General features: G+C 72.5%; 24 protein-coding genes. 16 read left to right on the plus strand and 8 right to left on the minus strand.

Annotated elements, in window-relative coordinates:
- Positions 1 to 118: 118 nt before the first annotated feature.
- Positions 119 to 649, minus strand: a complete 531-nt coding sequence (locus ACZ7EC_RS13900) for a hypothetical protein (RefSeq protein ID WP_471062871.1) — start codon at positions 647 to 649, stop codon at positions 119 to 121.
- 457 nt (positions 650 to 1,106) lie between these two features.
- Complete coding sequence (locus tag ACZ7EC_RS13905; protein ID WP_471062267.1) at positions 1,107 to 1,775, minus strand: bifunctional DNA primase/polymerase; 669 nt, start codon at positions 1,773 to 1,775, stop codon at positions 1,107 to 1,109.
- A gap of 608 nt (positions 1,776 to 2,383) precedes the next feature.
- Between ACZ7EC_RS13905 and ACZ7EC_RS13910 the strand changes: the two genes are divergently transcribed.
- Positions 2,384 to 3,796, plus strand: coding sequence for a PP2C family protein-serine/threonine phosphatase (locus tag ACZ7EC_RS13910; protein WP_471062269.1), 1,413 nt, complete (start codon positions 2,384 to 2,386; stop codon positions 3,794 to 3,796).
- 202 nt (positions 3,797 to 3,998) lie between these two features.
- Positions 3,999 to 5,459: an aminopeptidase P family protein gene (locus ACZ7EC_RS13915; protein ID WP_471062271.1), complete on the plus strand. Its 1,461-nt coding sequence runs from the start codon at positions 3,999 to 4,001 to the stop codon at positions 5,457 to 5,459.
- Between the two features lie 85 nt (positions 5,460 to 5,544).
- Here ACZ7EC_RS13915 and ACZ7EC_RS13920 read toward each other — a convergent pair whose 3' ends face one another.
- Entirely contained in the window at positions 5,545 to 5,982 is a 438-nt protein-coding gene (locus ACZ7EC_RS13920) for an ATP-binding protein (protein WP_471062272.1), read from the minus strand.
- A 213-nt stretch (positions 5,983 to 6,195) separates the two neighbouring features.
- On the opposite strand from ACZ7EC_RS13920, the gene ACZ7EC_RS13925 reads away from it, so the two are divergent.
- The 9 genes from ACZ7EC_RS13925 (at position 6,196) to ACZ7EC_RS13965 (ending at position 16,163) form a co-directional block, all read left to right on the plus strand.
- Positions 6,196 to 7,053 carry a hypothetical protein gene (locus tag ACZ7EC_RS13925; protein WP_471062274.1) on the plus strand — a complete coding sequence of 286 codons (858 nt, stop codon included), beginning with the start codon at positions 6,196 to 6,198 and terminating at the stop codon, positions 7,051 to 7,053.
- A 127-nt stretch (positions 7,054 to 7,180) separates the two neighbouring features.
- Positions 7,181 to 7,951: a YcnI family copper-binding membrane protein gene (locus ACZ7EC_RS13930; RefSeq protein ID WP_471062276.1), complete on the plus strand. Its 771-nt coding sequence runs from the start codon at positions 7,181 to 7,183 to the stop codon at positions 7,949 to 7,951.
- Between the two features lie 96 nt (positions 7,952 to 8,047).
- Positions 8,048 to 8,707 (plus strand): SCO family protein, encoded by a 660-nt coding sequence (locus ACZ7EC_RS13935; protein ID WP_471062277.1) that lies wholly within the window; start codon positions 8,048 to 8,050, stop codon positions 8,705 to 8,707.
- The gene (locus tag ACZ7EC_RS13940) at positions 8,704 to 9,162 is read left to right on the plus strand and encodes a copper chaperone PCu(A)C (protein ID WP_471062279.1); all 459 of its coding nucleotides are present in this window, start codon (positions 8,704 to 8,706) and stop codon (positions 9,160 to 9,162) included. Before ACZ7EC_RS13935 ends, ACZ7EC_RS13940 begins: the two co-directional genes overlap by 4 nt.
- A 14-nt stretch (positions 9,163 to 9,176) precedes the next feature.
- Positions 9,177 to 11,195 (plus strand): copper resistance CopC/CopD family protein, encoded by a 2,019-nt coding sequence (locus ACZ7EC_RS13945; RefSeq protein ID WP_471062281.1) that lies wholly within the window; start codon positions 9,177 to 9,179, stop codon positions 11,193 to 11,195.
- Positions 11,196 to 11,203: 8 nt separating this feature from the next.
- Complete coding sequence (gene efeB / locus ACZ7EC_RS13950; protein WP_471062282.1) at positions 11,204 to 12,478, plus strand: iron uptake transporter deferrochelatase/peroxidase subunit; 1,275 nt, start codon at positions 11,204 to 11,206, stop codon at positions 12,476 to 12,478.
- Positions 12,479 to 12,651: 173 nt separating this feature from the next.
- The gene (pheA, locus tag ACZ7EC_RS13955; protein ID WP_471062284.1) at positions 12,652 to 13,584 is read left to right on the plus strand and encodes a prephenate dehydratase; all 933 of its coding nucleotides are present in this window, start codon (positions 12,652 to 12,654) and stop codon (positions 13,582 to 13,584) included.
- Between the two features lie 507 nt (positions 13,585 to 14,091).
- Positions 14,092 to 15,369: a serine--tRNA ligase gene (gene serS / locus ACZ7EC_RS13960; protein WP_471062286.1), complete on the plus strand. Its 1,278-nt coding sequence runs from the start codon at positions 14,092 to 14,094 to the stop codon at positions 15,367 to 15,369.
- Positions 15,366 to 16,163 carry an HAD family hydrolase gene (locus tag ACZ7EC_RS13965; protein ID WP_471062288.1) on the plus strand — a complete coding sequence of 266 codons (798 nt, stop codon included), beginning with the start codon at positions 15,366 to 15,368 and terminating at the stop codon, positions 16,161 to 16,163. The genes serS and ACZ7EC_RS13965 overlap by 4 nt, the downstream gene beginning before the upstream one ends.
- Positions 16,164 to 16,238: 75 nt before the next feature.
- Here the strand turns inward: ACZ7EC_RS13965 and ACZ7EC_RS13970 are convergent, their stop codons facing one another.
- From ACZ7EC_RS13970 to ACZ7EC_RS13990, 5 genes are all read right to left on the minus strand, one after another.
- Positions 16,239 to 16,478, minus strand: a complete 240-nt coding sequence (locus ACZ7EC_RS13970; protein WP_471062290.1) for an SGM_3592 family protein — start codon at positions 16,476 to 16,478, stop codon at positions 16,239 to 16,241.
- A 92-nt stretch (positions 16,479 to 16,570) separates the two neighbouring features.
- Positions 16,571 to 17,290, minus strand: a complete 720-nt coding sequence (locus ACZ7EC_RS13975) for an ABC transporter permease subunit (protein ID WP_471062292.1) — start codon at positions 17,288 to 17,290, stop codon at positions 16,571 to 16,573.
- 10 nt (positions 17,291 to 17,300) lie between these two features.
- The gene (locus ACZ7EC_RS13980; RefSeq protein WP_471062294.1) at positions 17,301 to 18,212 is read right to left on the minus strand and encodes an ABC transporter ATP-binding protein; all 912 of its coding nucleotides are present in this window, start codon (positions 18,210 to 18,212) and stop codon (positions 17,301 to 17,303) included.
- Positions 18,209 to 19,117: an ABC transporter permease subunit gene (locus tag ACZ7EC_RS13985; protein ID WP_471062296.1), complete on the minus strand. Its 909-nt coding sequence runs from the start codon at positions 19,115 to 19,117 to the stop codon at positions 18,209 to 18,211. Before ACZ7EC_RS13985 ends, ACZ7EC_RS13980 begins: the two co-directional genes overlap by 4 nt.
- Positions 19,107 to 20,090 (minus strand): ABC transporter ATP-binding protein, encoded by a 984-nt coding sequence (locus tag ACZ7EC_RS13990; RefSeq protein ID WP_471062873.1) that lies wholly within the window; start codon positions 20,088 to 20,090, stop codon positions 19,107 to 19,109. Before ACZ7EC_RS13990 ends, ACZ7EC_RS13985 begins: the two co-directional genes overlap by 11 nt.
- Before the next feature lie 245 nt (positions 20,091 to 20,335).
- Here ACZ7EC_RS13990 and ACZ7EC_RS13995 point away from each other — a divergent pair, with 245 nt between their 5' ends.
- From ACZ7EC_RS13995 to ACZ7EC_RS14015, 5 genes are all read left to right on the plus strand, one after another.
- Positions 20,336 to 21,178 carry a M24 family metallopeptidase gene (locus tag ACZ7EC_RS13995; protein WP_471062297.1) on the plus strand — a complete coding sequence of 281 codons (843 nt, stop codon included), beginning with the start codon at positions 20,336 to 20,338 and terminating at the stop codon, positions 21,176 to 21,178.
- Entirely contained in the window at positions 21,175 to 22,932 is a 1,758-nt protein-coding gene (locus tag ACZ7EC_RS14000) for an SDR family oxidoreductase (RefSeq protein WP_471062299.1), read from the plus strand. Before ACZ7EC_RS13995 ends, ACZ7EC_RS14000 begins: the two co-directional genes overlap by 4 nt.
- Before the next feature lie 191 nt (positions 22,933 to 23,123).
- Entirely contained in the window at positions 23,124 to 23,672 is a 549-nt protein-coding gene (locus tag ACZ7EC_RS14005) for an RNA 2'-phosphotransferase (protein WP_471062301.1), read from the plus strand.
- A 118-nt stretch (positions 23,673 to 23,790) separates the two neighbouring features.
- Complete coding sequence (locus ACZ7EC_RS14010) at positions 23,791 to 24,684, plus strand: LLM class flavin-dependent oxidoreductase (RefSeq protein ID WP_471062303.1); 894 nt, start codon at positions 23,791 to 23,793, stop codon at positions 24,682 to 24,684.
- 108 nt (positions 24,685 to 24,792) lie between these two features.
- A complete protein-coding gene (locus ACZ7EC_RS14015) occupies positions 24,793 to 25,662 on the plus strand; it encodes an HAD-IIB family hydrolase (protein WP_471062305.1) in 870 nt (289 codons plus the stop codon).
- The last annotated feature ends 67 nt before the right edge of the window (positions 25,663 to 25,729 follow it).

A 25,729-nucleotide genomic window follows, 5' to 3' on the forward strand; every position in this document is an offset into this window, starting at 1 on the left:
AGTCGGAATTTGCGAACGGCCGATCTCTTGTTACCGTTCCAGTAGCCCGGTTGCTGGTGCATCCCCCGTCGCCAGCAACCGGGTCTTTTCATGCCCGCGTCCGGCACTCGGCGCGGCGTCAAGCGCCGTCCGGATCACCGGAGTTGCTGCCCGAGCGCAGCAGCAGCGCCCCGCGCGGCCCGCCCTCGGCGAACTCCGCGACGGCCGTGTACGCGTCCGCCCCGCCCCGGCTGTGCTCGCGGGGGGTCTCACAGGTGGCGGGTTCGTCGTCGGTCCCCGTGTCGCAGCGCGTACGCGTGGTACGGCCGCCGGGCCCCATGAGGCTCAGCTCGGCGTCCAGCGACTTCCCGGTGGTGTTGCGGTAGTAGGTGCGCGCCCAGGTGTCGGCGCCCTGGATCAGCACGCAGGTCTGCGCCTCGATGCCCTCGGGGGAGCTGAGCTGGGGGCCGCAGCGGGCGGCGGTGGCGAGGCCCAGGCCCAGCAGTCCGGGCGAGTGGCCGGGCGCGGCCGAGGGGTCCTTGCCGTCACCGTGCCGCGGCGCGCCCGGCACCAGGACGTCGCTCACGTCCCGGACCTGCCCGGCGGACGCCACGGTCAGCGGCAGCACCACGGCGGCCGTCACCACGCACGCGAGCCCGACGAGATGCACCCGCCGCGGATCGGCCTTTCCGTACCGCGCCCGCCGGAACCCGCCCTTCGGCCGCGGGTCGGCTCCGTCACCGGACACGCCGCGGGACTCCGACGAACCGCCTTCTGTGCACGGCGAGTTGGCCTCGCCTCCGGTTGCGGCCCAAAGGCCGGTCCCGACCTCGGCCGGCACCCGGTCACGCGCACCGCCATCCACCGGCACCCGGTCACGCGCACCACCGTCCGCCGCCGGCTCCCGGTCGCGCACACCGCCGTCCGCCGCCGGCTCCCGGTCGCGCACACCGCCGTCCCCCACCGGCATCCGATCCGCTCCGCCGTCGTACCCCGGCCCTGTGCCGTCCGGGCGCCGGCGTCCGCCGTCGCGCGGCCGGCGCGTTCCATGGCCCCCAAAAATTCGCAGCATGGGCGGAACATAACGAGCGGGGCACGCCCACCCGCACCGTGCGCGCCGGAGAGGCCTACAACTCGGGCGCGCTCACACCCGTACGAGTGAGGGCCTCGACCACGGCGTCCACGACCGCCTCGACGTCCGGCACCCAGGGCGCGGCGGAACCCGGCAGCGGCGCCCGTTCCCAGCGCACCGCGCCCGCGCCGGTCTCGGACGGGGGCAGCGCGATATAGCCGCCCTCGCCGTGGAAGCGCAGCGAGCCGGGGACGTGGTCCTTGGCGTAGAGCAGCTCGCCCAACTGCTCCATGGAGTACGGCTCGACGAGCAGCGCCCAGCGGGTGGGCGAGGCGACGACCGGGCCGAGGCGCATGCCTCGCGCGTCGAGCAGGGCGAGGGCGCGGGACGCCGCGAGCGCGGGCAGGCTGACCGCGCAGGGCGCCTTTCCGCCGGTCGCGAGGATGACGGGCGCGCTCGGCCGGTTGGTCCACCACCAGCGCACCATGCAGGCGTCGGTCGTGGCCGCGAGCAGGCCGGGGTCGAAGGGGTGGGCGCCGGGGACCGTGCACTCCGGGTCGGGGCAGCCGCAGCGGGCCCGGCCCTCCGGGTCCGGGGCCACGCCCGGTAGTACGGGCCACTGCCACTCCGTCGCGAAGGTCAGGGCCGCGCCGATCGGCTCAGGCGTCCCGTCGTTCCGTCGCTTGGACAGGAGCCTGCGTCGCCTTCCGAGGATCTCGCGCATGAGCGCTCGTTCCTTTCCGTTGCACCGCTGGCAACACCGTGGTCCACATCACAACATGAGTCGATCACTGCACTGTGCGTACCTGGTGGCGCATCACATCCCCGCGTACGGCGGGGGATCCCCAGGGGTTCGAGCGTCGTTCGCGACCGCGTCCACGGCAGTCAAGGCAGGCACGGTCGCGGCGCGGGGGTGGCGAAGCATGGCGTTTGCCGTCGCGCGTCGTTCTCTCCGCCTCCGCCACGGGAGGATGGGGCTCGGCCGTCGGTGGCTATGACGCCCGGGTCCGTCGCCAGGTTCCGGGTGGCCCCCGACCACCCCTGGCCTTCTCCGAGTACGTACCCATCACGACCGCTGTGACGCTCCGTGGAGCGAGCCCAGTCGACCGCAGTGGACCGTTCCCCCAGGCAGTTTTGAGCCAACTTGCCAGTAAGGCAAGGGGTTCCCGGAAATCACCCACCAGTCCCGTGGACACCAGGAAACCCCGCAGGACAATGCTGGACATCCCCTCACGAGTGCGTGTACATGTGGAGACACTGCTAGCGGCGCAGAATCACCTGGGGGTTTGCGATGCTTTTGAGCACTGTGCACCAGTCTGAAGGCCGCGCGCCATGAGCGCCCCTCACCCCCCGAAAGTGGCCGGAATCGATCCCACCCTTCCCACGCCCGCCCACACTGTCGCGCCCGCCTCTCCCGCCCCGGAGGCCACCGCGGGCACCATCGCGGACCCCGTCCCCGCCGTCCCCGCGCCGCACCCCCCGGTCCCCGCCCCCGGCACCCTCCTCCAGGACCGGCTCGCCGGCTGGGTCTCCGACCTCACCACGCTGCACGAACTGACCGAACGGCTCGTTCGCACCAGCGCGTTGGAGCCCGCTCTCGACGAATTGCTGGGCGCCACGGCCGCCCTCGTCGGCGCCCGCCGCGGCCTCGTCGTGCTGGACCCCGGTGACGGCGGCCCCCGCACCACGCGCGGCCTCGGCCTCGGTCACGCCGACCTCGGCCACCTGGAGACCGTGCCGCGCGGCGCGCTGCCGTACGACACCGCGGGCACCGCCGAGATCGTCCACGCCGACCTGTTCGCCGAGGACGACCTCGACCCCCGGCACCGCGAGGTCGCCGCCCGCCTCGGCTACGCCGCCAGCTACGCCCTGCCGCTCGCCACCGACGGTGCCGGCCGGCTCGGCACCGCCGTCTGGCTCTACGACGAACCCGCCGAACCCCGTGAGCGGCAGCGCCATCTCGCGGGCCTGTACATCCGGCACGCCACCGAACACCTGGCCAGGCTGCGGGAGGTGGAGCGCACCCGCGCCTGCGTGGCCACCCTCACCGAGGAGCTGCTGCCCTCCCGGCTGCCCCGCGTGCCCGGCGTCCAGCTCGCCGCCCGGCACCGCACCGGACCGCGCGGCGGCGGCGACTGGTACGACGCGCTGCCGCTGCCGGACGCGGCGCTCGGCCTGTCGGTCGGCTCGGTCAGCGGTTCGGGGCCGAGCGCGGTGGCCGCCATGGGCCGGCTGCGCGCCTCGCTGCGCGCGTACGCCGTGATGGAGGGCGAGGATCCGGTCGCCGTCCTGTCCGACCTGGAGCTGCTGCTGCGGCTGACCGAGCCCGCCCGCTCGGCCACCGCCCTGTTCGCCTACTGCGAGCCCGCGCTGCGCCGGGTCACCCTGGCGGGTGCCGGGCACAGCCCGCCGCTGCTGATCGGGGAGCGGCGCACCGAGTTCGCCGAGACCTCGGTCTCCGCGCCGCTCAACATGCTCTCGTGCTGGGAGGCGCCCAGCACGGAGATCGAGGCCGAGGCGGGCGAGACGGTGCTGCTCTACACCGACGGGCTGCTGCACCGTACCGGCGACCCGATGGACCGTGCCTTCGCCCGGCTGCACTCGGCCGCCGCGAGCGTCCCGCGGGCGCTGCGGCAGGACCCCGGAGCCATCGCCGACCATGTCCTGGACATGGTGCTGCCGGACGGCCCGGAGACCGCGGGCAGCAGGGAGGACGTGGTGCTGCTGGCGGCCCGCTTCGACTGAGGCAGGCGGCGCGCGGGGGCCCCGGACCGGCGTGAGCGCCCGGTGACCGGCCGGCCGCCGGCATGGCCGGACAACCGCCCCTGGCCCGTCCCGGTACGACCGTACGATGATGGAGGTCCCCGGCTCGGACACAGTGACCCCATCGTGGCGAGCCGCACGGACCGCTCCGGGGGAGATCACACGCCGTACCGAGGAGGAACACGTGGCCGACGAACTCATTCCGGCGACCCCGGAAACCGAGTCCGAGGAGCCCATCAAGCAGCGGAAGAACGGCCTGTACCCAGGTGTCTCCGACGAGCTGGCCGAGAGCATGCAGTCCGGCTGGGCCGACACCGAGCTGCGTGACCTGAAGCCCATCGAGCAGGCCGCCGAGACCGCGCGCCGCCGCGCCGCGCTCTCCGCGCGCTTTCCGGGCGAGCGCCTGGTGATCCCGGCGGGCAACCTGAAGACCCGCTCGAACGACACGGACTACGCCTTCCGCTCCTCCGTCGAGTACGCGTACCTCACCGGCAACCAGACGGAGGACGGCGTCCTCGTGCTGGAGCCCGCGGGCGAGGGCCACCAGGCGACGATCTACCTGCTGCCCCGCTCCAACCGCGCGAACGGCGAGTTCTGGCTCGACGGCCAGGGCGAGCTGTGGGTCGGCCGCCGCAACTCCCTCGCCGAGTCCGAGGCGCTGTACGGCATCCCCGCCGCCGATGTGCGCGAGCTGGCCGGCACGCTGCGCGAGGCCACCGGCCCGGTGCGCGTCGTGCGCGGCTACGACGCCGGCATCGAGGCGGCCCTGACCGACAAGGTCACCGCCGAGCGCGACGAGGAACTGCGCGTCTTCCTCTCCGAGATGCGGCTGATCAAGGACGACTTCGAGGTCCGGGAGCTGCAGAAGGCCGTCGACTCCACGGTGCGCGGCTTCGAGGACGTGGTGAAGGTCCTCGACAAGGCCGAGGCCACCAGCGAGCGCTACATCGAGGGCACCTTCTTCCTGCGCGCCCGCGTCGAGGGCAACGACATCGGCTACGGCTCGATCTGCGCCGCCGGACCGCACGCCTGCACCCTGCACTGGGTCCGCAACGACGGCCCGGTCCGCTCCGGCGACCTGCTGCTGCTCGACGCCGGCGTGGAGACGCACACCCTTTACACCGCCGACGTCACGCGCACGCTGCCCATCAACGGCACGTACAGCGAGCTCCAGAAGAAGGTGTACGACGCGGTGTACGAGGCCCAGGAGGCCGGCATCGCGGCGGTGAAGCCGGGCGCCAAGTACCGCGACTTCCACGACGCGTCCCAGCGGGTGCTGGCCGAGAAGCTGGTCGAGTGGGGCCTGGTCGAGGGCCCGGTCGAGCGCGTCCTGGAGCTGGGCCTCCAGCGCCGCTGGACCCTGCACGGCACCGGTCACATGCTCGGCATGGACGTCCACGACTGCGCGGTCGCGCGCACCGAGACGTACGTGAACGGCGTGCTGGAGCCGGGCATGGTGCTCACCGTCGAGCCCGGCCTGTACTTCCAGGCCGACGACCTCACCGTGCCCGAGGAGTACCGGGGCATCGGCGTCCGGATCGAGGACGACATCCTGGTGACCGAGGACGGCAACCGGAACCTCTCGGCCGCCCTGCCGCGACGCTCCGCGGACGTCGAGGCGTGGATGGCCGCGCTGAAGGGCTGACCTCCGCAGGTGGACGGCCGGGCACCGCGGGGTGCCCGGCCGTCGTCGTCCGCGGGTCCGGCGGGCGCGCCGCGCCCCCTCGGGCTCACACCGCCAGCAGCGGGGCGTCGTCGCGCCACTTGAGGATCTTGTCGAAGCTGACCACCGTGCCGCGGCGGCCGGGCTTGGGGCCGATGTGGACGTGGTCGGCGAGTTCGCGGATCAGGCACAGGCCGCGGCCGTGCTCGGCGTCGGGGCGGGCCGGGCGCAGCTCGCGGGTGTGCTGGAAGCCGGGGCCGGAGTCGGCCACCTCGATCCGGCACTTCTCGCCGTCGAGGTACGCGGTCACCCGGTACACCGGCGCAGTGCCGTCGCCGCCGCCGTGCTCGACGGCATTCGCGCAGGCCTCGCTGAGGGCGACGGAGAGGTCGTAGGAGATCTCCGGGTCCACCCCGGCCGTCTCCATGGTGCCGATCAGGAGCCGCCGCGCGAGCGGCACGCTCGCGGCCTCGCGCCGCAGATGGAGTGACCACCAGATGCTCATGCTCCAGCCTCCAGGCCGCGGCTCGACATACCGATACCTATTGCCGCCCATAGATGGCCGTAAGCACCCCGTTGACGTGACTGCGCCCATACAGCCGATGCGTCCTGGGAGGAATCGGTGTATGTGGGGGCATACCTCTCGCGTCGGCCAGGGGAGGTGTTGACCGGACCTGGCGTAGGGCGGCGCGGCGCGCGGTGGGATGATGAGGCCGCCATGTCTGCCCTTCACGCGCGCACGGCGCGTCCCGGAGCCGGACTCCGGATGCTGCGGGCCGCGGTCTTCGCCGCGGTCTGCGTCGTGCTGGCCGCGGCCGGGCACGCCCTGGCCTCCTGCGCGAGCGTGCCGCTGTGGACGCTCGGCGCGGGCTTCCTCGGCTCCCTGCTGCTCGTGGTCCCGCTCGCCGGGCGGGCCCGCTCGCTGCCGGGCATCGCCGCGTTCCTCGCCCTCGGCCAGACCGCGCTGCACACGCTGTTCGGACTGGGCCAGCACGGAGCGGGCATGGCCATGGGCGGGATGCCGATGGGGCAGAGCGCTCCGGGCGGGACCGCGCTCGGCGACGCCGCGCTGGTCGAACAGGCCTCCCGGCTGCTGTGCGGGGCGAACGCCACCGCGCTCTCCCCCGGCCACGCCTTCCACCTGCTGCTCGCCGCCCGCCTCATCGACCGCTCGGGCCGCCCCGTGGCCGGGACCCCCGTGCCCCTGCCGCACACGGCCGGCGCCACCGGTACCTGGGCGGCGCTGCTGCCCTCGCTGCCGATGCTGCTCGGGCACCTGCTCGCGGCCGTCGCGGTCGGCTGGCTGCTGCGCCGCGGCGACCTGGCCGTGCTGCGGCTGCTCGAACTGTCGGCGCACTCGGCCCACGAAGCCGCCGAGGCGGCGCTCGTACGATCCCTGCGCGCGGCGCTCGCCTTCGTGGGCGCCCTGTGCGCCGGGCTGCTGACCCCGGCCGAGCCCGCGCCGGCCGCCCGGCGGGGCGACCGGGACGAGCCGCCCGCCCCCGCCACCCTCGCACTCCAGCACTCGGTGATCCGGCGCGGTCCGCCCGCCGCCGCACTGCGACTCGCCGCCTGACGCGACGCGCCCGCCCCATGCCCTGAGACAGCTCCGGGACCCGAGGAGGCGGCCGCCGTCGCGCGGCCCGCGCGCGCCCGCGCGCCTTTCTTCCTCACCGGACCTCTCACCATGGAGTGCTCCTGCCATGCAGGTTTCCCAGCTCGTTCCCAGCGTCGCCGCCGGCCGTGGCGCCACCCGCCGCACGGCCGCCCGTCTCGCCGCCGGTGCCGCCGTCGCCGGTACCGCGGTGCTCGCCCTGTCCGCTCCCGCCTTCGCGCATGTGACCGTGCAGCCCGAGGGCGCCGCGGCCAAGGGCAGCTACGCGGTCGTCGACTTCAAGGTCCCCAACGAGCGCGACAACGCCTCGACCACCAAGGTCGAGGTGAACCTCCCCGCCGACCATCCGCTGGCCTCCGTCATGGCCCAGCCCATTCCGGGCTGGAGTGTGCAACTCACCAAGTCCAAGCTCGCCAAGCCGCTGACCGTGCACGGCGAGACGATCGACCAGGCCGTCACCAAGGTCACCTGGACCGCCGACGGCAAGGGCATCGAGCCCGGCTACTTCCAGAAGTTCCCGCTCTCCGTCGGCGCGCTGCCCGACAACACCGACCAGCTCGTGTTCAAGGCGCTCCAGACGTACTCGGACGACGCCGTCGTGCGCTGGATCGAGGTGCCGCAGGCGGGCCAGGACGAGCCGCAGAACCCGGCCCCGGTGCTCCAGCTGACCGCCGCGGCCGACGAGCACGGCGCGGCGAGTGCCCAGAACGCCTCCGACGACAAGAAGGAGAACACCGCCGCCCCGGACTCCGGGGGCGGCAGTGACACCACCGCACGGGTGCTCGGCGTCGCCGGGATCGTCGTCGGCGCCGCGGGCGTGGCCTACGGCGTCCTCGCCGGGCGCCGCCGCACCGCCTAGACCCGCCGTTCCGCAGCGCGCGCCGGGGCCGTGCCAGGCTTGGCCCACGTACGACCCCGGCGCGCGCCGGAGTTCTCACATCTGGGACATTTCTCTATGCGCAAGAAGACGTTCGCCGCGGCCGCGCTGCTCGCCGCCGCCACCCTGACCCTCTCCGCCTGCGGCAGCCAGGACAGCGCCGACAGCCAGTCGCCCATCTCCTCGGTCTCCCAGGAGTCCGGGCAGCGCGGCCCCGCCATCGTGTTCGACCAGCCCTGGGCCAAGCCCGATCTGGTCCTCACCGACACCCACGGCAAGAAGTACGACCTCCGCAAGGAGACCCAGGGCCACCCGACCCTGCTCTACTTCGGCTACACGCACTGCCCCGACATCTGCCCGACGACCATGAGCAACATCGCCGTCGCCGCCCAGAAGTCGCTGACCCCGGCCCAGCGCGACGACCTGCGGGTCGTGTTCGTGACCACCGACCCCGGCCGCGACACCCCGGCCACGCTCCGCAGCTGGCTCAAGGGCATCGACCCGCGGTTCGTCGGCCTGACCGGTGACTTCAAGTCCGTCCAGGCCGCCGCCCGGTCCCTCGGCATCTCCGTCGAGCCGACGACGAAGAAGGACGGCAAGCTCGTCTCCGTGCACGGCACCCAGGTGATGGCCTTCTCGCCGAAGACCAACGGCGGGTACGTCATGATCAACGACAGTGCCACGGTCGACGACTACATCAAGGACCTGCCCAAGCTCGTCAAGGGAGCCAAGCCGTGAACCGCCGACCCCTCGTCCTGGCCACGGCACTCGCGGGCGCGCTGGCCCTCGCGGGCTGCTCGGGCTCCCCGGCCACCACCAAGGCCGAACTCTCGGTCAGCGGCAGCTACATGCCGCAGCCCGTCTCCGCCGACATGGCCGCCGGCTTCCTGACGATCACCAACAAGGGCGGCACGAAGGACGAGCTGACCAAGGTGACCAGCGACGCGGCCGGTCAGGTCACCATGCACAGCACCATGGGCGGCGAGATGCGGGAGCAGTCCTCCTTCGCCATACCCGCCCACGGCCGGCTCGTCTTCAAGAGCGGTGGCAACCACCTGATGTTCGAGCAGCTCCGGCACCGGCCGAAGCAGGGCCAGACGGTCACCCTCAAGCTCACCTTCGCCAAGAGCGGGCCCGTCACCGTCACGATGCCGGTGAAGTCCGCCACGTACCACCCGACGACCGGCAACTGAGGGAAGGGACCACCGTGACCCGGACCATCACCCCCCGCCCGCGGACCCTGGCGCTGCTGTTCCTCACCGCCCTGGCCGCACTGCTCGCGGGCGCCGGACCGGCCTCCGCGCACGCGGCGCTGACCGGCAGCGACCCCGCGCAGGGGGTGGTGGTCCAGCAGCCGCCCGCCCGCGTCTCGCTCACCTTCTCCGAGAAGGTCGCGATGAACGGCGACTCGCTGCGCGTCCTCGACCCACGGGGCAAGGCCGTCCAGACCGGCGCCCCCGCGAACGTGCGCGGGACGACGTACGCCGTACGGCTCAAGGGCGGACTCGGCAAGGGCACCTACACCGTCACCTACGAGGTCGTGTCCGCCGACAGCCATCCGGTGGCCGGCGCCTACACCTTCTCCATCGTGGCACCCTCGCCGACCGTCGTCTCCGGCACCGGTCCGACCGTCGGCGGCGGGGTCGTCGGCGGCCTCTACCAGGCCGGGCGTTACGTGTCGTACGCCGGTTACATCGTGCTCGTGGGCGGCGCGGCCTTCGTCCTCTTGTGCTGGCGCCGCGGCGCGGGCGTACGGGCGCTGCAACGGCTGGTCGTCGGCGGCTGGCTGGCGCTGACCGCGGCCACCCTGTGGCTGCTGCTCCTGCGCGGCTCGTACACCACCTCCGGGAAGGTCGCCGACGTCTTCGACCTCGGCCTGCTCGGCCAGGTGCTGGAGACCAAGCCGGGGGCCGCGCTGGTCTCCCGGCTGCTGCTGCTCGCCGCGGCCGCGCTGTTCATCGCCGTCCTGTTCGGCTCGTACCAGCGGCGCGAGGAGGGCGCGGAGAAGCGGGACCTGGCCTTCGGGCTCGGGATCGGGGGCGTGGTCGTCGCGGCCGGGCTCGCGACCAGCTGGGCGCTGTCCGAGCACGCCTCGGTCGGACTCCAGCCGGGCATCGCCATGCCGGTCGACATCGTCCATCTGCTCGCCGTCGCCGCCTGGCTGGGCGGGCTCACCGCGCTGCTGGTCGCTCTGTACCGTGCGCCCGCCGAGACCCCGGTCGAGGCCGCCGCGGTACGCCGCTTCTCCCGGCTGGCCTTCGGCTCCGTGGTGGCTCTCGTCGCCACCGGCGTCTACCAGTCCTGGCGCCAGCTCGGCTCCTGGTCCGCCTTCACCGGCACCCGGTACGGACAGCTGCTGCTGGCCAAGATCGCCTTGGTGGCGGTCATGGTGGGCATCGCATCGGTCTCCCGGCGATGGACCGGACGGCTCGCGGATGAGGGCGCTGCGGGGGAGCCGGCAGCGGAGGAAGAGCGGGCCGCGAAAGGGGAACAGGCCGCGGGCAAGGCAAATGCCGGGAAGGAGTCCGTCACCGCGGTGCCGACGACCGCCGGCCGGGACACGGGGACGGCGGAGACCGAGACGGCGGACCCGACCGGGCACGGCCCCGCCACGGCTGACGCGGCCGAGCCCGACCCCGAGGCCCCCGGCGACTCCCGGCGCGCCGCGCAGCTCGCTCGGCAGCGGGCCGCGGTGGAGGCCGCCCGGCGCAAGCGGCTGCGGGACGGTGACGCGGGGCGTTCCGGGCTGCGCCGCTCTGTGCTCGCCGAGGCCGCCATCGCGGTCGTCCTGCTCGCCGTCACCACCGCGCTGACGCAGACCGAGCCTGGCCGCACCGAGCAGGAGGCCAAGGCCGCCACCGGCGCCGTCACGGCCCCCGCGAACGGCTCCCTGTCCCTCAGCCTGCCCTTCGACACGGGCGGTACGAACGGCAAGGGCGTGGTCGCCCTCGACATCGACCCCGCCCACGCGGGCGCCAATGCGGTGCACCTGTTCGTCCGCAAGCCCGGCGGGCAGCTTTTCGACGTCCCGGAGGTGACGATCGCCCTCACCCTGGAGGCGAAGAAGATCGGTCCGCTCTCCGTGACCCCCGAACACATCACCACCGGCCACTGGTCGGCTGACGGGGTGCAGATCCCGATGGCCGGCGACTGGAAGGTCGCCGTCACCGTCCGCACCTCCGACATCGACGAAGTGACCGTCTCCAAGAACGCGCAGATCGGCTGAACCAGACCATGACCGACCAGTCCACCCAGCAGGCGCGCGGCCCCGAGGCCCCGGCGCATGAGGCCCGTTCCGGGGGCGTCTCCCGGCGCGCTCTGCTCGGCACCGCAGGCGCCACCGGGCTGGTGCTCGGCGCGGCGGGCGGGGCCGCCGGCTATGCCGCCGCGCCCGCCCCGGCCACCCCGCTCACCTCGGTGGGCACCGACCGTGCGATGTTTCACGTGAAACACCAGCCCGGCATCACCGAGGGCCTCCAGGCCTGCGGTCATCTCATCGCCTTCGATCTGGCGGCGGGCACGGGCCGCAAGGAGGCGGCAGCCCTGCTGCGCCGCTGGTCGGCGACGGCCGAGCGGCTGATGGCGGGCGAGCCGGCCCCGCACGACGACACCGATGTGGCGCGGGACGCGGGGCCGTCCTCGCTGACGGTCACCTTCGGCTTCGGGCACAGCTTCTTCGCCCGCACCGGGCTGGAGAAGCAACGGCCCGCCGCTCTCGATCCGCTGCCCGCCTTCTCCTCCGACCACCTCGACAAGGCGCGCAGCGACGGCGATCTGTGGGTGCAGATCGGCGCGAACGACGCCCTGGTCGCCTTCCACGCCCTGCGCGCGATCCAGAAGGACGCCGGGGCGACCGCGCGGGTGCGCTGGCAGATGAACGGCTTCAACCGCACGCCGGGCGCCACCGCCCGCCCGATGACGGCCCGCAACCTCATGGGCCAGATCGACGGCACGGGCAACCCGAAGCCGACGGACCGGGCCTTCGACAAGCAGATCTTCGTGCCCGCCTCGGGCGAACCCGCGTGGATGGCGAACGGCTCCTACGCCGTCGTACGCCGGATCCGCATGCTCCTGGACGACTGGGAGAAGCTGTCCGTCCCCGCCCAGGAGCAGGTCATCGGGCGCCGCAAGTCGGACGGGGCGCCGCTGACCGGGGGGCACGAGACGTCCCCGATGGAGCTGGAGAAGACCGACGCCAAGGGCGATTACGTGATCGCGCTCAACGCGCATGCTCGGATCACCCGGCCGGACCAGAACGGCGGGGCGGCGATGCTGCGGCGCCCGTTCTCGTACCACGACGGCATCGACGCGGACGGGGTGCCGGACGCCGGGCTGCTCTTTGTGTGCTGGCAGGCGGACCCGCTGCTCGGCTTCGTACCGGTCCAGCGCAAGCTCGACCGGGGCGACGCCCTGTCGCGGTTCATCCGGCACGAGGCGAGCGCGCTGTTCGCGGTGCCGGGCGGGGCGGCCAAGGGCGAGTACGTGGGCCAGCGGCTGCTGGAGGGCTGAGCGGGACTCCGGCCCGGCGGGGCAGACAGCCGGGCCGGAAGGCCGACACCTCACGAATTCCCTTAGCCGACATTCCACCGGCTCTGCGGATTTTCCATTTCCAAACCACCCGGTCGAGTGGTCATCTTGAGACGCCTGAGCTACGACGGCCCACGGCCATTAGGGTGAGGACCATGCCAGCGAGTTATGCGTATCTCGGCCCCGAGGGCACCTTCACCGAGGTGGCCCTGCGGACCCTGCCGGAGGCGGCCACCCGTGAGCTGACCCCGTACGTGTCGGTGCAGTCCGCGCTCGACGCGGTGCGGGCCGGCGAGGCCGAGGCCGCGTTCGTGCCGATCGAGAACTCGGTCGAGGGCGGCATCACCGCCACCCTGGACGGACTGGTCGCGGGCGAGCCGCTGACGATCTACCGCGAGGTGCTGCTCTCCATCACCTTCGCGCTGCTGGTCCGGCCGGGCACCCGGCTCGCCGACATCAAGACGGTGTCCGCCCACCCCGCGGCCCAGCCGCAGGTGCGCAACTGGCTGAAGGCCAACCTCCCCGAGGCCGTCTGGGAGTCGGCCGCCTCGAACGCGGACGCGGCAAGGCTGGTCCAGGAGGGCCGCTACGACGCCGCCTTCGCGGGCGAGTTCGCCGCCGCCCGGTACGGCCTGGAGGCACTGGAGACCGGGATCCACGACGCGGAGAACGCGCAGACCCGGTTCGTGCTGGTCGGCCGCCCGGCCCGGCCCGCCGCGAAGACCGGTGCCGACAAGACCTCGGTGGTGCTCTGGCAGCGCACCGACCACCCCGGCGGACTGCGCGACCTGCTCGGCGAGTTCGCCTCGCGCGGCATCAACCTGATGCTGCTCCAGTCCCGGCCGACCGGTGAGGGCATCGGCAACTACTGCTTCTGCGTGGACGCCGAGGGCCATATCTCCGACCGGCGGATGGCGGAGGCGCTCATGGGTCTGAAGCGGCTCTGCCTGGAAGTGCGCTTCCTCGGCTCGTACCCGCGTGCCGACATCACGCCGGACGAGGCACGCGCCGTACGGCCGGGGACCTCGGACGAGGAGTTCATGCGGGCCGCGGACTGGGTGGCGCGCTGCCAGGACGGCCGCTTCTAGTTATCCACAGGAGTTATCCACAGGCCCTCTTCTCGACCTGGGGACAAGTCGACAGCGAAGCGCGACCCGGTCGACAAATCGCTCCACAGCGAGCCGACGGGGTGGCCGTCGGTCGACTCACCCTTCGTCCACCCGTTTCCCTTGGTTCATCTTTTGGGGCGACCGTTTTCCACCCGAAAGTGGGTGTCGATCCACTTTGGCCGGGGAATTCTGCAAGGCGGCCAACGGATCCGGAATGATCAATTCCCGCATCCACAGAGCTTCCCCACACCCTGTGGATAACTCTTCGGCGGGTGTGGATTTCTGTGGACAACCAGGTCGCCAAGTCCCGCTCTCCACAAGGAAATCGAGTCAACCAGGCGCCCGCCGCATGCCCCGTCCCAGGGAGTGAGACACTTTCCCTTGACACGCGCGGCAATTAGCGCATAACGCACGGTAAGCCGCAAATCGAAGCGCGCCGTAATAGGGGTTCGTGAGCGGCATCCCGGCACCGGTAGCCTTGGGCCTGTGATTGACCTTCGCCTGCTCCGTGAGGACCCCGACCGTGTGCGCGCGTCGCAGCGCGCCCGTGGAGAGGACGTCGCGCTCGTCGACTCCCTCCTGTCTGCCGACGAGCGGCGCAGGTCTTCCGGCGTCCGCTTCGACGAACTGCGCGCCGAGCAGAAGCAGCTCGGCAAGCTGATCCCCAAGGCCGACGCCGTCGAGAAGGCCGAGCTGCTCAAGCGCGCCGAGCAGCTCAAGGCCGACGTCAAGGCCGCCGAGGCCGAGCGGGACGCGGCCGACGCCGAGACCCAGGAGCTGCTGCTCCGGCTCGGCAACCTCGTCCACCCCGACGTGCCCGTCGGCGGCGAGGAGGACTTCGTCACCCTGGAGACGCACGGCACCATCCGCGACTTCGGTGCCGAGGGCTTCGAGCCCAAGGACCACCTGGAGCTGGGCCAGCTGCTCGGCGCGATCGACGTCGAGCGCGGCGCCAAGGTCTCCGGCTCCCGCTTCTACTTCCTCACCGGTGTCGGCGCCCTGCTGGAGCTGGCTCTGGTCAACGCGGCGATGGCCCAGGCCACCGCGGCCGGCTTCACCCCGATGCTGACCCCGGCGCTGGTCCGCCCGCAGTCCATGGCCGGCACCGGCTTCCTCGGCCAGGCCGCGCAGGACGTCTACCACCTCGACAAGGACGACCTCTACCTGGTCGGCACCTCCGAGGTGGCCCTCGCGGCGTACCACATGGACGAGATCATCGACGCCGACAAGCTGCCGCTGCGCTACGCGGGCTTCTCGCCCTGCTTCCGCCGCGAGGCCGGTTCGCACGGCAAGGACACCCGCGGCATCTTCCGCGTGCACCAGTTCGACAAGGTCGAGATGTTCTCGTACGTCGACCCCGCCGACTCCCAGGCCGAGCACCAGCGCCTGCTCGCGTGGGAGAAGCAGTGGCTGTCCTCGCTGGAGCTGCCGTTCCGCGTGATCGACGTCGCCTCCGGCGACCTCGGCTCCTCCGCCGCCCGCAAGTTCGACTGCGAGGCGTGGATCCCGACGCAGGGCAAGTACCGCGAGCTGACCTCGACCTCGGACTGCACCGAGTTCCAGTCCCGCCGCCTGTCCATCCGGGTCCGCGACGGCAAGCAGGTCAAGCCGCTCGCCACGCTCAACGGCACGCTGTGCGCCGTACCGCGCACCATCGTCGCCATCCTGGAGAACCACCAGCTGGCCGACGGCTCCGTCCGGGTCCCCGAAGTGCTGCGCCCCTACCTGGGCGGCCGGGAGGTCCTGGAGCCGGTGACCCGGTGAGCTTCCCCTACAGGCTGGTCGCGACCGACCTGGACGGGACGCTGCTGCGCGCGGACGGGTCGGTCTCCCAGCGCACCCGCGACGCGCTCACCGCGGCCACCGCGGCGGGCGCGGCGCACATCGTCGTCACCGGCCGGGCCGTCCCCTGGACCCGTCATGTCCTCGACGACCTCGGCTACGACGGCCTCGCCGTCTGCGGACAGGGCGGACAGGTCTACGACGCCGGGGCGCACCGCCTGCTGACGTCCGTCACCCTGGACCGTCAGCTGGCGGGGGTGGCGCTGGCCAAGATCGAGGCGGAGGTCGGCCCGCTGCACCTCGCGGCGAGCCGGGACGGGCTGGACGGCGAGGTGCTCGTCGGGCCGGGGTACGCCGTCGCGGGGCCGCTGCCCGCGGTGCCCTTCACCGACGCGTCCGACCTCTGGGCCGCGCCGCTGAACAAGATCTACATACAGCATCCGACGATGGGCGACGACGAGCTGGCCGAGGCCGCCCGGCAGGCGGCAGGCGGCTTCGTCTCGGTCGCGATGGCCGGCGCGGGCATCGTGGAGCTGCTGCCCCTCGGCCTCTCCAAGGCGACGGGACTCTCCCTGGCCGCGCGCCGCCTGGGCCTCAGGGCCGCGGACACGATCGCCTTCGGCGACATGCCGAACGACATCCCGATGTTCGGGTGGGCCGCGCGGGGCGTGGCGATGGCCAACGCGCACGAGGAACTCAAGGCGGTGGCCGACGAGGTGACGTCCTCGAACGAGGAGGACGGCATCGCCGAGGTACTGGAAGGTCTGCTGGCGTAGCGCCGTCCGGGGTGCCCGCCGTGACCGGCCGCGGCTCCGCCCCGGCTGGTCGCGCGCCCCGCCGGCGCGGGAGGCTCACCGCCGCCGGCGCCATCCCCGTCGCCGTGCCCGGCTGAAGAACCAGCCCGTCGGCGGCTCGTCGGAGCGCCAGGGCTGCGGTTCCGGGGCCCGGGCGCGCCAGCGGGCGGCCAGCATCCGGGCGCGAGCGGAGGGCTCGGCGGTCTCGGCGGACCGCACGAAGTCCTCGTCCAGGACCAGCCCCTCGAAGGCGTCTCCCTCGGCGCCCCCGCCACCCCCCGTTATCTCCTCCGTCATCCCCGGCCTCCTAGACGTACGTCCCGATTTGCCCAGTCTGCCCGGCCGGGGATGAAGTCCCCGTCAAAGATCCGGGGCCCCTGAAAACTGCCCTACTCCTCCCCCGCCAGCTTCAGCGAGCGCAGCTTCTGGCCCGCGTACCAGGTGGCCAGCACGGTCACCACGATCAGCAGCACCACCGCCGTCGTCAGCCCGACGTCGGACGTGACCAGATCGCCCCCGGTCACCTTGTGCGCGACCGCGAGCGCCCACTGCTGCACGCTCAGCGTGCGCGCCCCCGGCACCAGGGACCCGAACAGCGCCTCCCAGACCAGGGCGTACACCAGGCCGAAGACGACCGCGTGCCGGGACACCGTGCCGAGCAGCAGGAACAGCGCGGAGTAGGCGATGGAGGCCACCAGCGCGGCCACCGTGTAGGCGACGGCGATCTGCTGGCCGTTGCCGTTGAGGATCAGCCCGGCGATCATCGTGGGCACCGCGGAGAACACCATGGTCACCGCGATGGCCACGATCAGCTTGGTGAAGATGATCGTCGGCCGCTTCAGGGGTTTGGCCAGCAGATAGACGACAGAGCCGTCGTCGATCTCCGGACCGATCGCGCCCGTGCCCGCGATGACACCGATGATCGGCACCATGGTGGCGAGCGCGAACCCGCCGAGCACGTTGGCGGCCGTCTGGTCGTCGGCACCGCTGAGGGCGCGTACGGCCACGGCGATCACGATGAGCAGCAGCGGCAGCGCGCCGAGGATGAGGGCCCGGCGGCGGCCGAGCAGGGCCCGGTAGGTGAGTCGGGCGACTGTGGGGTCGTACATCTTCGGCCTCCTACGCCGCGACCAGGTACGAGAACACGGACTCCAGGGACTCGTCCGACGGCGAGACCGTGAGCAGCCGGATGCCGTGGTCCCTGGCGACCTTCGGCAGCAGAGTGGTGAAGCGGCCGAAGTCGACGGCCTGGATGCGCAGCGCGCCCTCGGTGTGGTCGACCTCGATGCCGGCGGTGGACGGGTCGGCGATCAGCGCCGCCGCCAGGGCCCGGTCGTCGCTGGAGCGCACCAGGTAGCGGTGCGGGCGGTCGGTCATCAGGCGGCGGATCCTGCGGTAGTCGCCGCTGGCCGCGTGCCGCCCGGCGACGACGACCTCGATGTGCCGGGCGAGCTGCTCGACCTCCTCCAGGATGTGCGAGGAGAACAGCACGGTGCGGCCCTCGTCGCCCATCTTCCGCAGCAGGTCCATCAGCTGCATGCGCTGGCGCGGGTCCATGCCGTTGAACGGCTCGTCCAGCAGGAGCAGCGAGGGGTCGTGCACCAGGGCGCTCGCCATCTTCACGCGCTGGCGCATGCCCTTGGAGTACGTGGCGATCCTGCGGTCCTGCGCGTACTCCATCTCGACGGTGGCGAGGGCCCGCTGGGCGGCCTTGTCGCCGAGGCCGTGCAGTTCCGCGTTGGCGACCACGAACTCGCGCCCGGTGAGGAAGTCGTACATCGCCTCCCGCTCGGGCACGATGCCGATGTGCCGGTAGATCCCCTCGTTGCGCCACACCGGCTGCCCGTCGAGGGTGACCGTGCCGGTGGAGGGGGCGAGGAAGCCGCCCATCATGTTGATCAGGGTGGACTTGCCGGCGCCGTTGGGGCCGAGCAGGCCGGTCACGCCCGGTCCGATGGTCATGGTGATGTCGTTGACGGCGACCACGTTGCCGAACCAGCGGGAGACATGGTCGATGCTGAGGGTCGTCACAGTCCCACCTTCTTGTAGCGGCGCACCAGGAGGCCGTAGCCGCCGGCGATCAGTGCGAGGGTGACGAGGACGTAGACGATGCCCTCTCCACTCGAAGGAGCGACCCCGCCGGGGTTTGCGGCGGTGGCGCCCAGGAAGGCGGACTGCACCCCGTCGATCAGGGTGACCGGCGAGAACAGGCCGATCCACGGGATCGCCCCGGAGTGCCCCTGGACCTCCGCGATGCCCTGGAGGGTGGAGACCGCCCCGTAGGTGATGACCAGGACGGCGATCACGGCGGCGATGCCGAAGCCGCGGCGGGGGGTGACGGCGGCGATGACCAGGCCGATGCCGGCGAAAAGCAGGGAGAGCAGGGCCACGGAGACCAGTCCCTCGGCGAATTCCTTCGTCTGGTGGGCGAAGCCCAGCTTGGACAGCAGCGCCCCCACGTACATCACCAGCAGGGGAGCGGCGGTGAGGATGAAGATCGCCGAGGCCAGCGCGGCGAACTTGGCGCGCACGTAGTCGGCGGTCTCGATCGGCCGCGAGAAGTACAGCGGCACCGTCTTGAAGCGCAGGTCGCGGGAGACGGCCTGGGGCGCCTGGGAGGCGACGTACAGGCTGATGACGGCCTGGAGCATGATCGCGTACCGGGTGTAGGCGACCGGCAGTTCGTGCGCCTTGGTGGCGACGGCGACGGCCACCATGATGGCGGCGGGCACGCACATGACCGCGAACAACAGCATGGGCAGCACCTTGGACTTCGCCGAGCGGCCGAGGCCGTAGGCGCCGCGCAGGGACTGCGAGTACAGGGAGCGGCGGGCGTAGGCGCGGCCGAGGCGCGGTCCGTCGTAGCCGCGGTAGCCGATGTCGTGGATCCGGGTCGTCTCGCCCGGAGGCGAGGTCAGGGGCTGTTCAACCGCCATGGCCGACGGCCTCCTTCCGCTGCTCGTCACCGCTGCCTTCGGCGGCGTCGGTCGTGAAAACCTCGGAGATGTGGTGCCGGCGCTGCTCCATGCGGACCAGGCCGAGGCCGAGGTCGGCGACCACGTCGCGCACCAGGTCGTACGTCTCCTCGCCCGCGGCGGTCAGCAGCAGGATGTGGCCGGCGCCGGGCAGGCCCGCGCCCTCGTGCCGGGTCTCCACCCCGCGCTCGCGCAGCGCCTCGCGGACCGCGGCGGTGCCGTCGGGGTGCGTGTCGCTGTCGGTGACCTCGATCGCGAGGGTGGTCGTGGTCTGCGTGAAGTCGGTGGTGGAGCTGGAGCGCAGCAGCTTGCCGCCGTCGATGACGACCACGTGGTCACAGGTCCGCTCCAGCTCGCCCAGAAGGTGCGAGGTGACCAGGACGGAGATGCCGAAGTCGGAGTGGACGCGGCGGATCAGGCCGAGCATCTCGTCGCGGCCGACCGGGTCGAGGCCGTTGGTCGGCTCGTCCAGGAAGACCAGCTTGGGGTCGTGCACCAGGGCCTGCGCGAGCTTCACGCGCTGCTTCATGCCGGTGGAGTAGCCGCCGATGGGGCGGTAACGCTCCTCGTAGAGGCCGACATGGCGCAGGATGTCCGCGGTGCGCTCGCGCGCCGCCGTGGGCGGCAGCCCCGACATGCGGGCCATGTGCACGACGAACTCGGTCGCCGAGACGTCCGGCGGCAGGCAGTCGTGCTCCGGCATGTAGCCGACCTGTTCGCGGATGGCGGCGCCCTCGGTGGCGATGTCCAGGCCGAGCACGCGGGCGCTGCCCTCGGTGGCGGGGGACAGCCCCAGCAGGATTTTGATCAGGGTGGACTTGCCGGCGCCGTTGGCTCCGACGAGTCCGGTCACCCCGGAGCCGATGTCCACGGACAGCCGGTCGAGCGCGGTCACCCGTGGGAACCGCTTGCTCAGGCTTTCGGTCGCGATCACAGTCACCCGGTGAACGGTAGTGACCCCGGCCACGCGGGTCATCAGACCACAGAGCCGTCTTCGCGTCCGACCCAGGTATTACAGGGCCCTAGGGGCCGGCCATCCCCCAGGGGTCACCCGGAGTCGTCCCCGGTCTCCACCCCCGCCTATTGACGCCACCTCTAACAACTGCGAGATTCTGCCTGTCAAGTTACGAACGCGTACCGCAGCCGACGTGAATCGGCCGGACCACGGGACGAGGCGGCATGACGACGGCAGTGAGCAGTGGGCTCCCCACCGGGCTGCGGGGGTTCAGAAGGGTGCAGCGCCTCGCCTACGAGTGCGCGGAGGCGGTCGCGGCGCGCCTGGAGCCGGGTGTGACCGAGCGTGCGGCGGCGCGGATGCAGCGGGAGTGGCTGCGCGAGCGCGGGGTGCGGGACTGGTTCCATCTGCCCTTCGCCTGGTTCGGGGACCGTACGGCGTTCGTGAACTTCCGGGTCCCGCTCCAGTTCTTCCCGACCGACCGCGAGCTGGCGCCCGGAATGCCGTTCATCCTGGACATGGCCCCGGTGTTCGAGGGCTGCACGGCGGACATCGGCTACGCGGGGTCCCTCGGGGTGAACCCCGTACAGGACCGGCTGATGTCCGACCTGGAGGCGCACCGGGAGCTGATCCTGCGCGAGGTGCGCGAGCGGCGCTCCCTGCGCGAGATCTACGAGGACGTGGAACGGCTGATGGTCCGGCAGGGCTACGCCAACCGGCACCGCGCCTATCCCTTCGGGGTGATCGCCCACAAGGTGGACCGGGTGCGGGAGCGCCGCTGGTCACCGCATCTCTTCGGATTCGGCGTCCAGTCCCTGAAGGGCCTGGCCGCGGACGCGCTGCACGGCCACCGCGAGGGCTGGTCACCGCTGTGGTCGCCGTACCGCTTCTCGGACCATCCGCCGCAGCCGGGCCTGTGGGCGGTGGAACCGCACCTGGGCTTCCGGGGCACGGGGGCGAAGTTCGAGGAGATCCTCGTGGTCACCGACTCGAAGGACCCCGAGGAGAGCGCGTTCTGGCTGGATGACGACCTGCCGCACGTGCGGCGCTGGGCGGAGGAGAAGTGACGACGCTGAAGGGTGCGCGCGAGCGCACGGTACGGACCGGCGGAATCGAACTGTGCGTGGCCGAACTGGGCGACCCGCGGCAGCCGACGGTGGTCCTGGTGCACGGCTATCCGGACAGCAAGGAGGTGTGGTCCGAGATCGCCCCGCGCCTCGCGGAGCGCTTCCATGTGGTCCTGTACGACGTCCGGGGCCACGGCCGCTCCACCGCGCCGCGGCCGTTGCGCGGCGGCTTCACGCTGGCCAAGCTCACGGACGACTTCCTGGCCGTGGTGGACGCGGTGAGCCCGGAGAGCCCGGTGCACCTCGTCGGCCACGACTGGGGCTCGGTGCAGTCCTGGGAGTTCGTCACGGTCGGCCGCACCGAGGGCCGTATCGCCTCCTTCACCACCATCTCCGGGCCGTCCCTGGACCACTTCGGGCACTGGATCAACGACCGCCTGAAGCGACCGACGCCCCGCCGCCTGGCCCAGCTCCTCGGCCAGGGCGCCAAGTCCTGGTACGTGGGCATGCTGCACACCCCGGCCCTGCCGGAGCTGGCCTGGCGCGGCCCGCTCGGCAAGAACTGGCCGAGGCTCCTGGAGCGGACCGAGGGCGTCCCCACCGGCGACTACCCGACCGCCTCCCTGCCCACCGACGCGGCCCACGGCGCCTGGCTGTACCGGGACAACGTGCGCCCACGGCTGCGCCACCCCCGCCCGGACGCGTACGCGCACGCGCCGGTGCAGCTGATCACGCCCCAGGGCGACGCGTTCCTGTCCGAGCGGCTCTACGACGACCTGGACCGCTGGGTGCCCCAGCTGACCCGGCGCACGCTCCCGGCCAAGCACTGGGCGCCGCGGACCCGGCCCGACCAGCTGACCGCCTGGATCGAGGAGTTCATCGTGTCGGTGGAGGGCGGGCGGCCCGAGCCGGGGGCGACCGGCCCCCATGCGGCGCGATTCGGCGGGCAACTGGTGCTGGTCACCGGTGCGGGCAGCGGGATCGGCCGGGCGACGGCGTTCGCGTTCGCGGAGGCGGGCGCGCGGCTGGTGGCCGTCGACCGCGACGCGGAGGCGGCGGCCCGCACGGCGGAGCTCGCCCGGCTGATCGGCGCGCCCGAGGCCTGGGCCGAGACGGCGGACGTCTCCGACGAGCAGGCCATGGAGAAGCTGGCCGAGCGGGTCCACCGTGCATACGGCGTGCTGGACGTGTTGGTCAACAACGCGGGCATCGGCCTGTCCGGGTCCTTCTTCGCCACGACCACCGAGGACTGGCGCAAGGTCCTCGACGTCAACCTCTGGGGCGTGATCCACGGCTGCCGGCTGTTCGGGGCGCGGATGGCCGAGCGGGGTCAGGGCGGACACATCGTCAACATCGCCTCCGCCGCCGCCTTCCAGCCCTCCCGCGTCCTGCCCGCCTACAGCACCTCCAAGGCGGCGGTCCTCATGCTCTCCGAGTGCCTGCGCGCCGAACTGGCCTCGCGCTCCATCGGCGTGACGGCGATCTGCCCCGGCATCGTCAACACGAACATCACGTCCACGGCGCGCTTCGCCGGTGCCGACGCGGCCGAGGAGCGCCGCCTCCAGAAGAACTCCGCCCGCCTGTACGGCCTGCGCAACTACCCGCCGGAGAAGGTGGCTTCGGCGATCCTGGAGGCGGTGGTGCACAACCGCCCGGTGGTCCCGGTGACGCCGGAGGCGCGGGGCGCGCACTTCCTGTCGCGGGTGATGCCGGGGGCGCTGCGCCGGCTGGCGCGGGTGGAGCCGAAGATGTGAGCCGGGCCGGGTGCCGGGGGCGCGCACCCCAGGGGGGTGCCCGGTGGCGGCGGTTCCCAACACCCCGACCGCGCGGCCCAGTTGTCCACAACGTCGTCCATTCCCCTGTGGATAACCGGGGTTGTCTGTGGATCAAACCTGACCGCGGAAAACGACATGCGTGATCCGCGTCTCCCGCCCACCCTGAACCCATGGACGAAAGACGCACGGTCAAGGTCTCGAAGTACCTCTCCCGGCACCTCCGCCACCAGCCGGCCCGCATCGGCCTCGCCCCCGACCCCGCGGGCTGGGTGGACATCGACGCCCTGATCACCGCGGCGACCGAGCACGGCTTCCCCCTCACCCGCGAGGAGCTCGACCGGGTCGTCGCCACCAACGGCAAACAGCGCTTCACGATCGACGGCACCCGGATCCGCGCCAGCCAGGGCCACACCATCACCGTGGACCTGGGCCTGCCACCGGCCGTCCCACCGCCGTACCTCTACCACGGCACCCATCCCCGCGCCCTGGAGTCCATCCGGGCCACCGGTCTGAAACCCATGGACCGGCACGCCGTGCACCTCTCCCCCGACCGCGACACCGCCACCCGCGTCGGCGCCCGCCGGGGCCGCCCCGTGGTCCTCGTCGTCGACGCCGGCGCCATGCACCGCGACGGCCATGTCCTCCACGTCAGCGCCAACGGCGTCTGGCTGACCGCCGCCGTCCCCCCGCGCTACCTGCGCTTTCCCGGCCCCCGCTGACCGCGCCACCTGGATGCGCGCCGAGCAGTCGGAGTTCCGCGAGGCGTACACCGCTACCCGGACCTGTGCCGCCGACTGGCGCATCGGTGGCGACGCAGGCCCGCGTATCGTCGGGGCCATGCGTCTGAGCACGGTGATCCTCCCCATCCACCGATGGGCCGAAGGACAGAAGATCTGGCGGCAGGCCGAAGACCTCGGCTTCCACGCCGCGTACACCTACGACCATCTCTCCTGGCGAAGCTTCCGCGACGGGCCGTGGTTCGGCGCGATCCCCACGCTGACGGCGGCAGCGACGGTGACGCAGCGCATGCGGTTGGGCACCCTGGTCACCTCACCGAACTTCCGCCACCCGGTCACCCTCGCCAAGGAACTGATCTCCCTGGACGACGTCTCCGGCGGCCGGGTCACCCTGGGCATCGGCGCCGGCGGCATCGGTTTCGACGCCACCGCCCTCGGCCAGGACCCGTGGACCCCGCGCGAGCGCGCCGACCGGTTCGCCGAGTTCGTAGCGCTGCTCGACCGGCTGCTCAGCGAGGACGCGGTGACGTACGAGGGCCGCTTCTACTCGGCGGACGAGGCGCGCAACATTCCGGGCTGCGTCCAGCGCCCCCGGCTGCCGTTCGCCGTCGCCGCCACCGGCCCGCGCGGGCTGCGGCTCGCCGCGCGCCACGGCCAGGCATGGGTGACCACGGGCGACCCGAAGCTGTACGAGACGGGCACCCCGGAGCAGTCCGTCGAGGCGCTGCGCGGACAGCTGGACCGACTGGCCGAGACCTGCGCGGAGGCCGGCCGGGACGCCGCCGGCATGGAGAAGGTCCTGCTCACCGGCTTCACCCCGGACCGCAGCCGCCCGCTCGGCTCGCTCGACGCGTTCGTGGACTTCGCCGGCCGCCACCGGGACCTCGGCTTCACCGAGATCGTCCTGCACTGGCCCATCCCGGACTCCGACTTCGCCGCGGACGAGAAGGTCTTCGAGCGGATCGCCGTGGAGGGCCTCGCGCAGCTGGGCTGAGGTGTCCCGGACGCCTCGTGGGGCGGCAGGGGCACCTGGAGCGTCATCTGTGTCTCATCTGTGCACTCTTCCGCACGCCCGTGCGGGCATATGCGCGAGAATGACCGGATGACCTCAGCGACCAGGCAACCAGGGACCCCCGCCGCCGCGATCCGCCCGCGGCTGATCGCCACCGACCTCGACGGCACCCTGCTGCACGACGACAAGTCGGTTTCCCCGCGGACCGTCGCCGCCCTGGCCGCCGCCGAGCAGGCCGGCATCGAGGTCTTCTTCGTCACCGGCCGCCCGGCCCGCTGGATGGACGTCGTCAGCGACCATGTCCACGGCCACGGGCTGGCCATATGCGGCAACGGTGCCGCCGTGGTCGACCTGCACGGCGGGCCCGGCGCCCACCGGTTCACCAAGGTGCGCGAGCTGGCCCGCGCCAACGCCCTGGACGCCGTCCGGCTGCTGCGCGAGGCCGCGCCCGGCACGGTGTTCGCGGTCGAGCAGACTTACGGCTTCCACCAGGAGCCCGCCTATCCCCGGCTGCACATGGAGGTGCCGGGCCACCGGATGCCCGCGGAGGAACTGCTCGCGCCGGACGGGCCGACCGCCGCACAGCCCGTGCTCAAGATCCTCGCCCACCACCCCACCCTGGACCCCGACGCCTTCCTCACCCTGGCCCGCCTGGCCGTCGGCGAGCGCGCCACGGTCACCCGGTCCAGCCCCAGCGCCCTGCTGGAACTCAGCGGTCCCGGCGTCTCCAAGGCCAGCACGCTCGCCCTGTGCTGTGCCGAGCGCGGCATCTCGCACGAGGAGGTCGTCGCCTTCGGGGACATGCCCAACGACATCGAGATGCTGACCTGGGCCGGGCAGTCGTACGCCATGGGCAACGCCCACCCCGACGCGGTCGCCGCCGCCTCCGGCCGCACCGCCGCCAACACGGAGGACGGCGTGGCGATCGTGATCGAGCGACTGCTCGCCCAGCACGGCTAGACCGGCGCGACCGCGGGTGGGCCCGTCTGTCGGGCCGCCCCGTCCGCCGACGGCCCCTTCGCGGCGC

Source organism: Streptomyces sp. NPDC037203 (assembly GCF_055605065.1).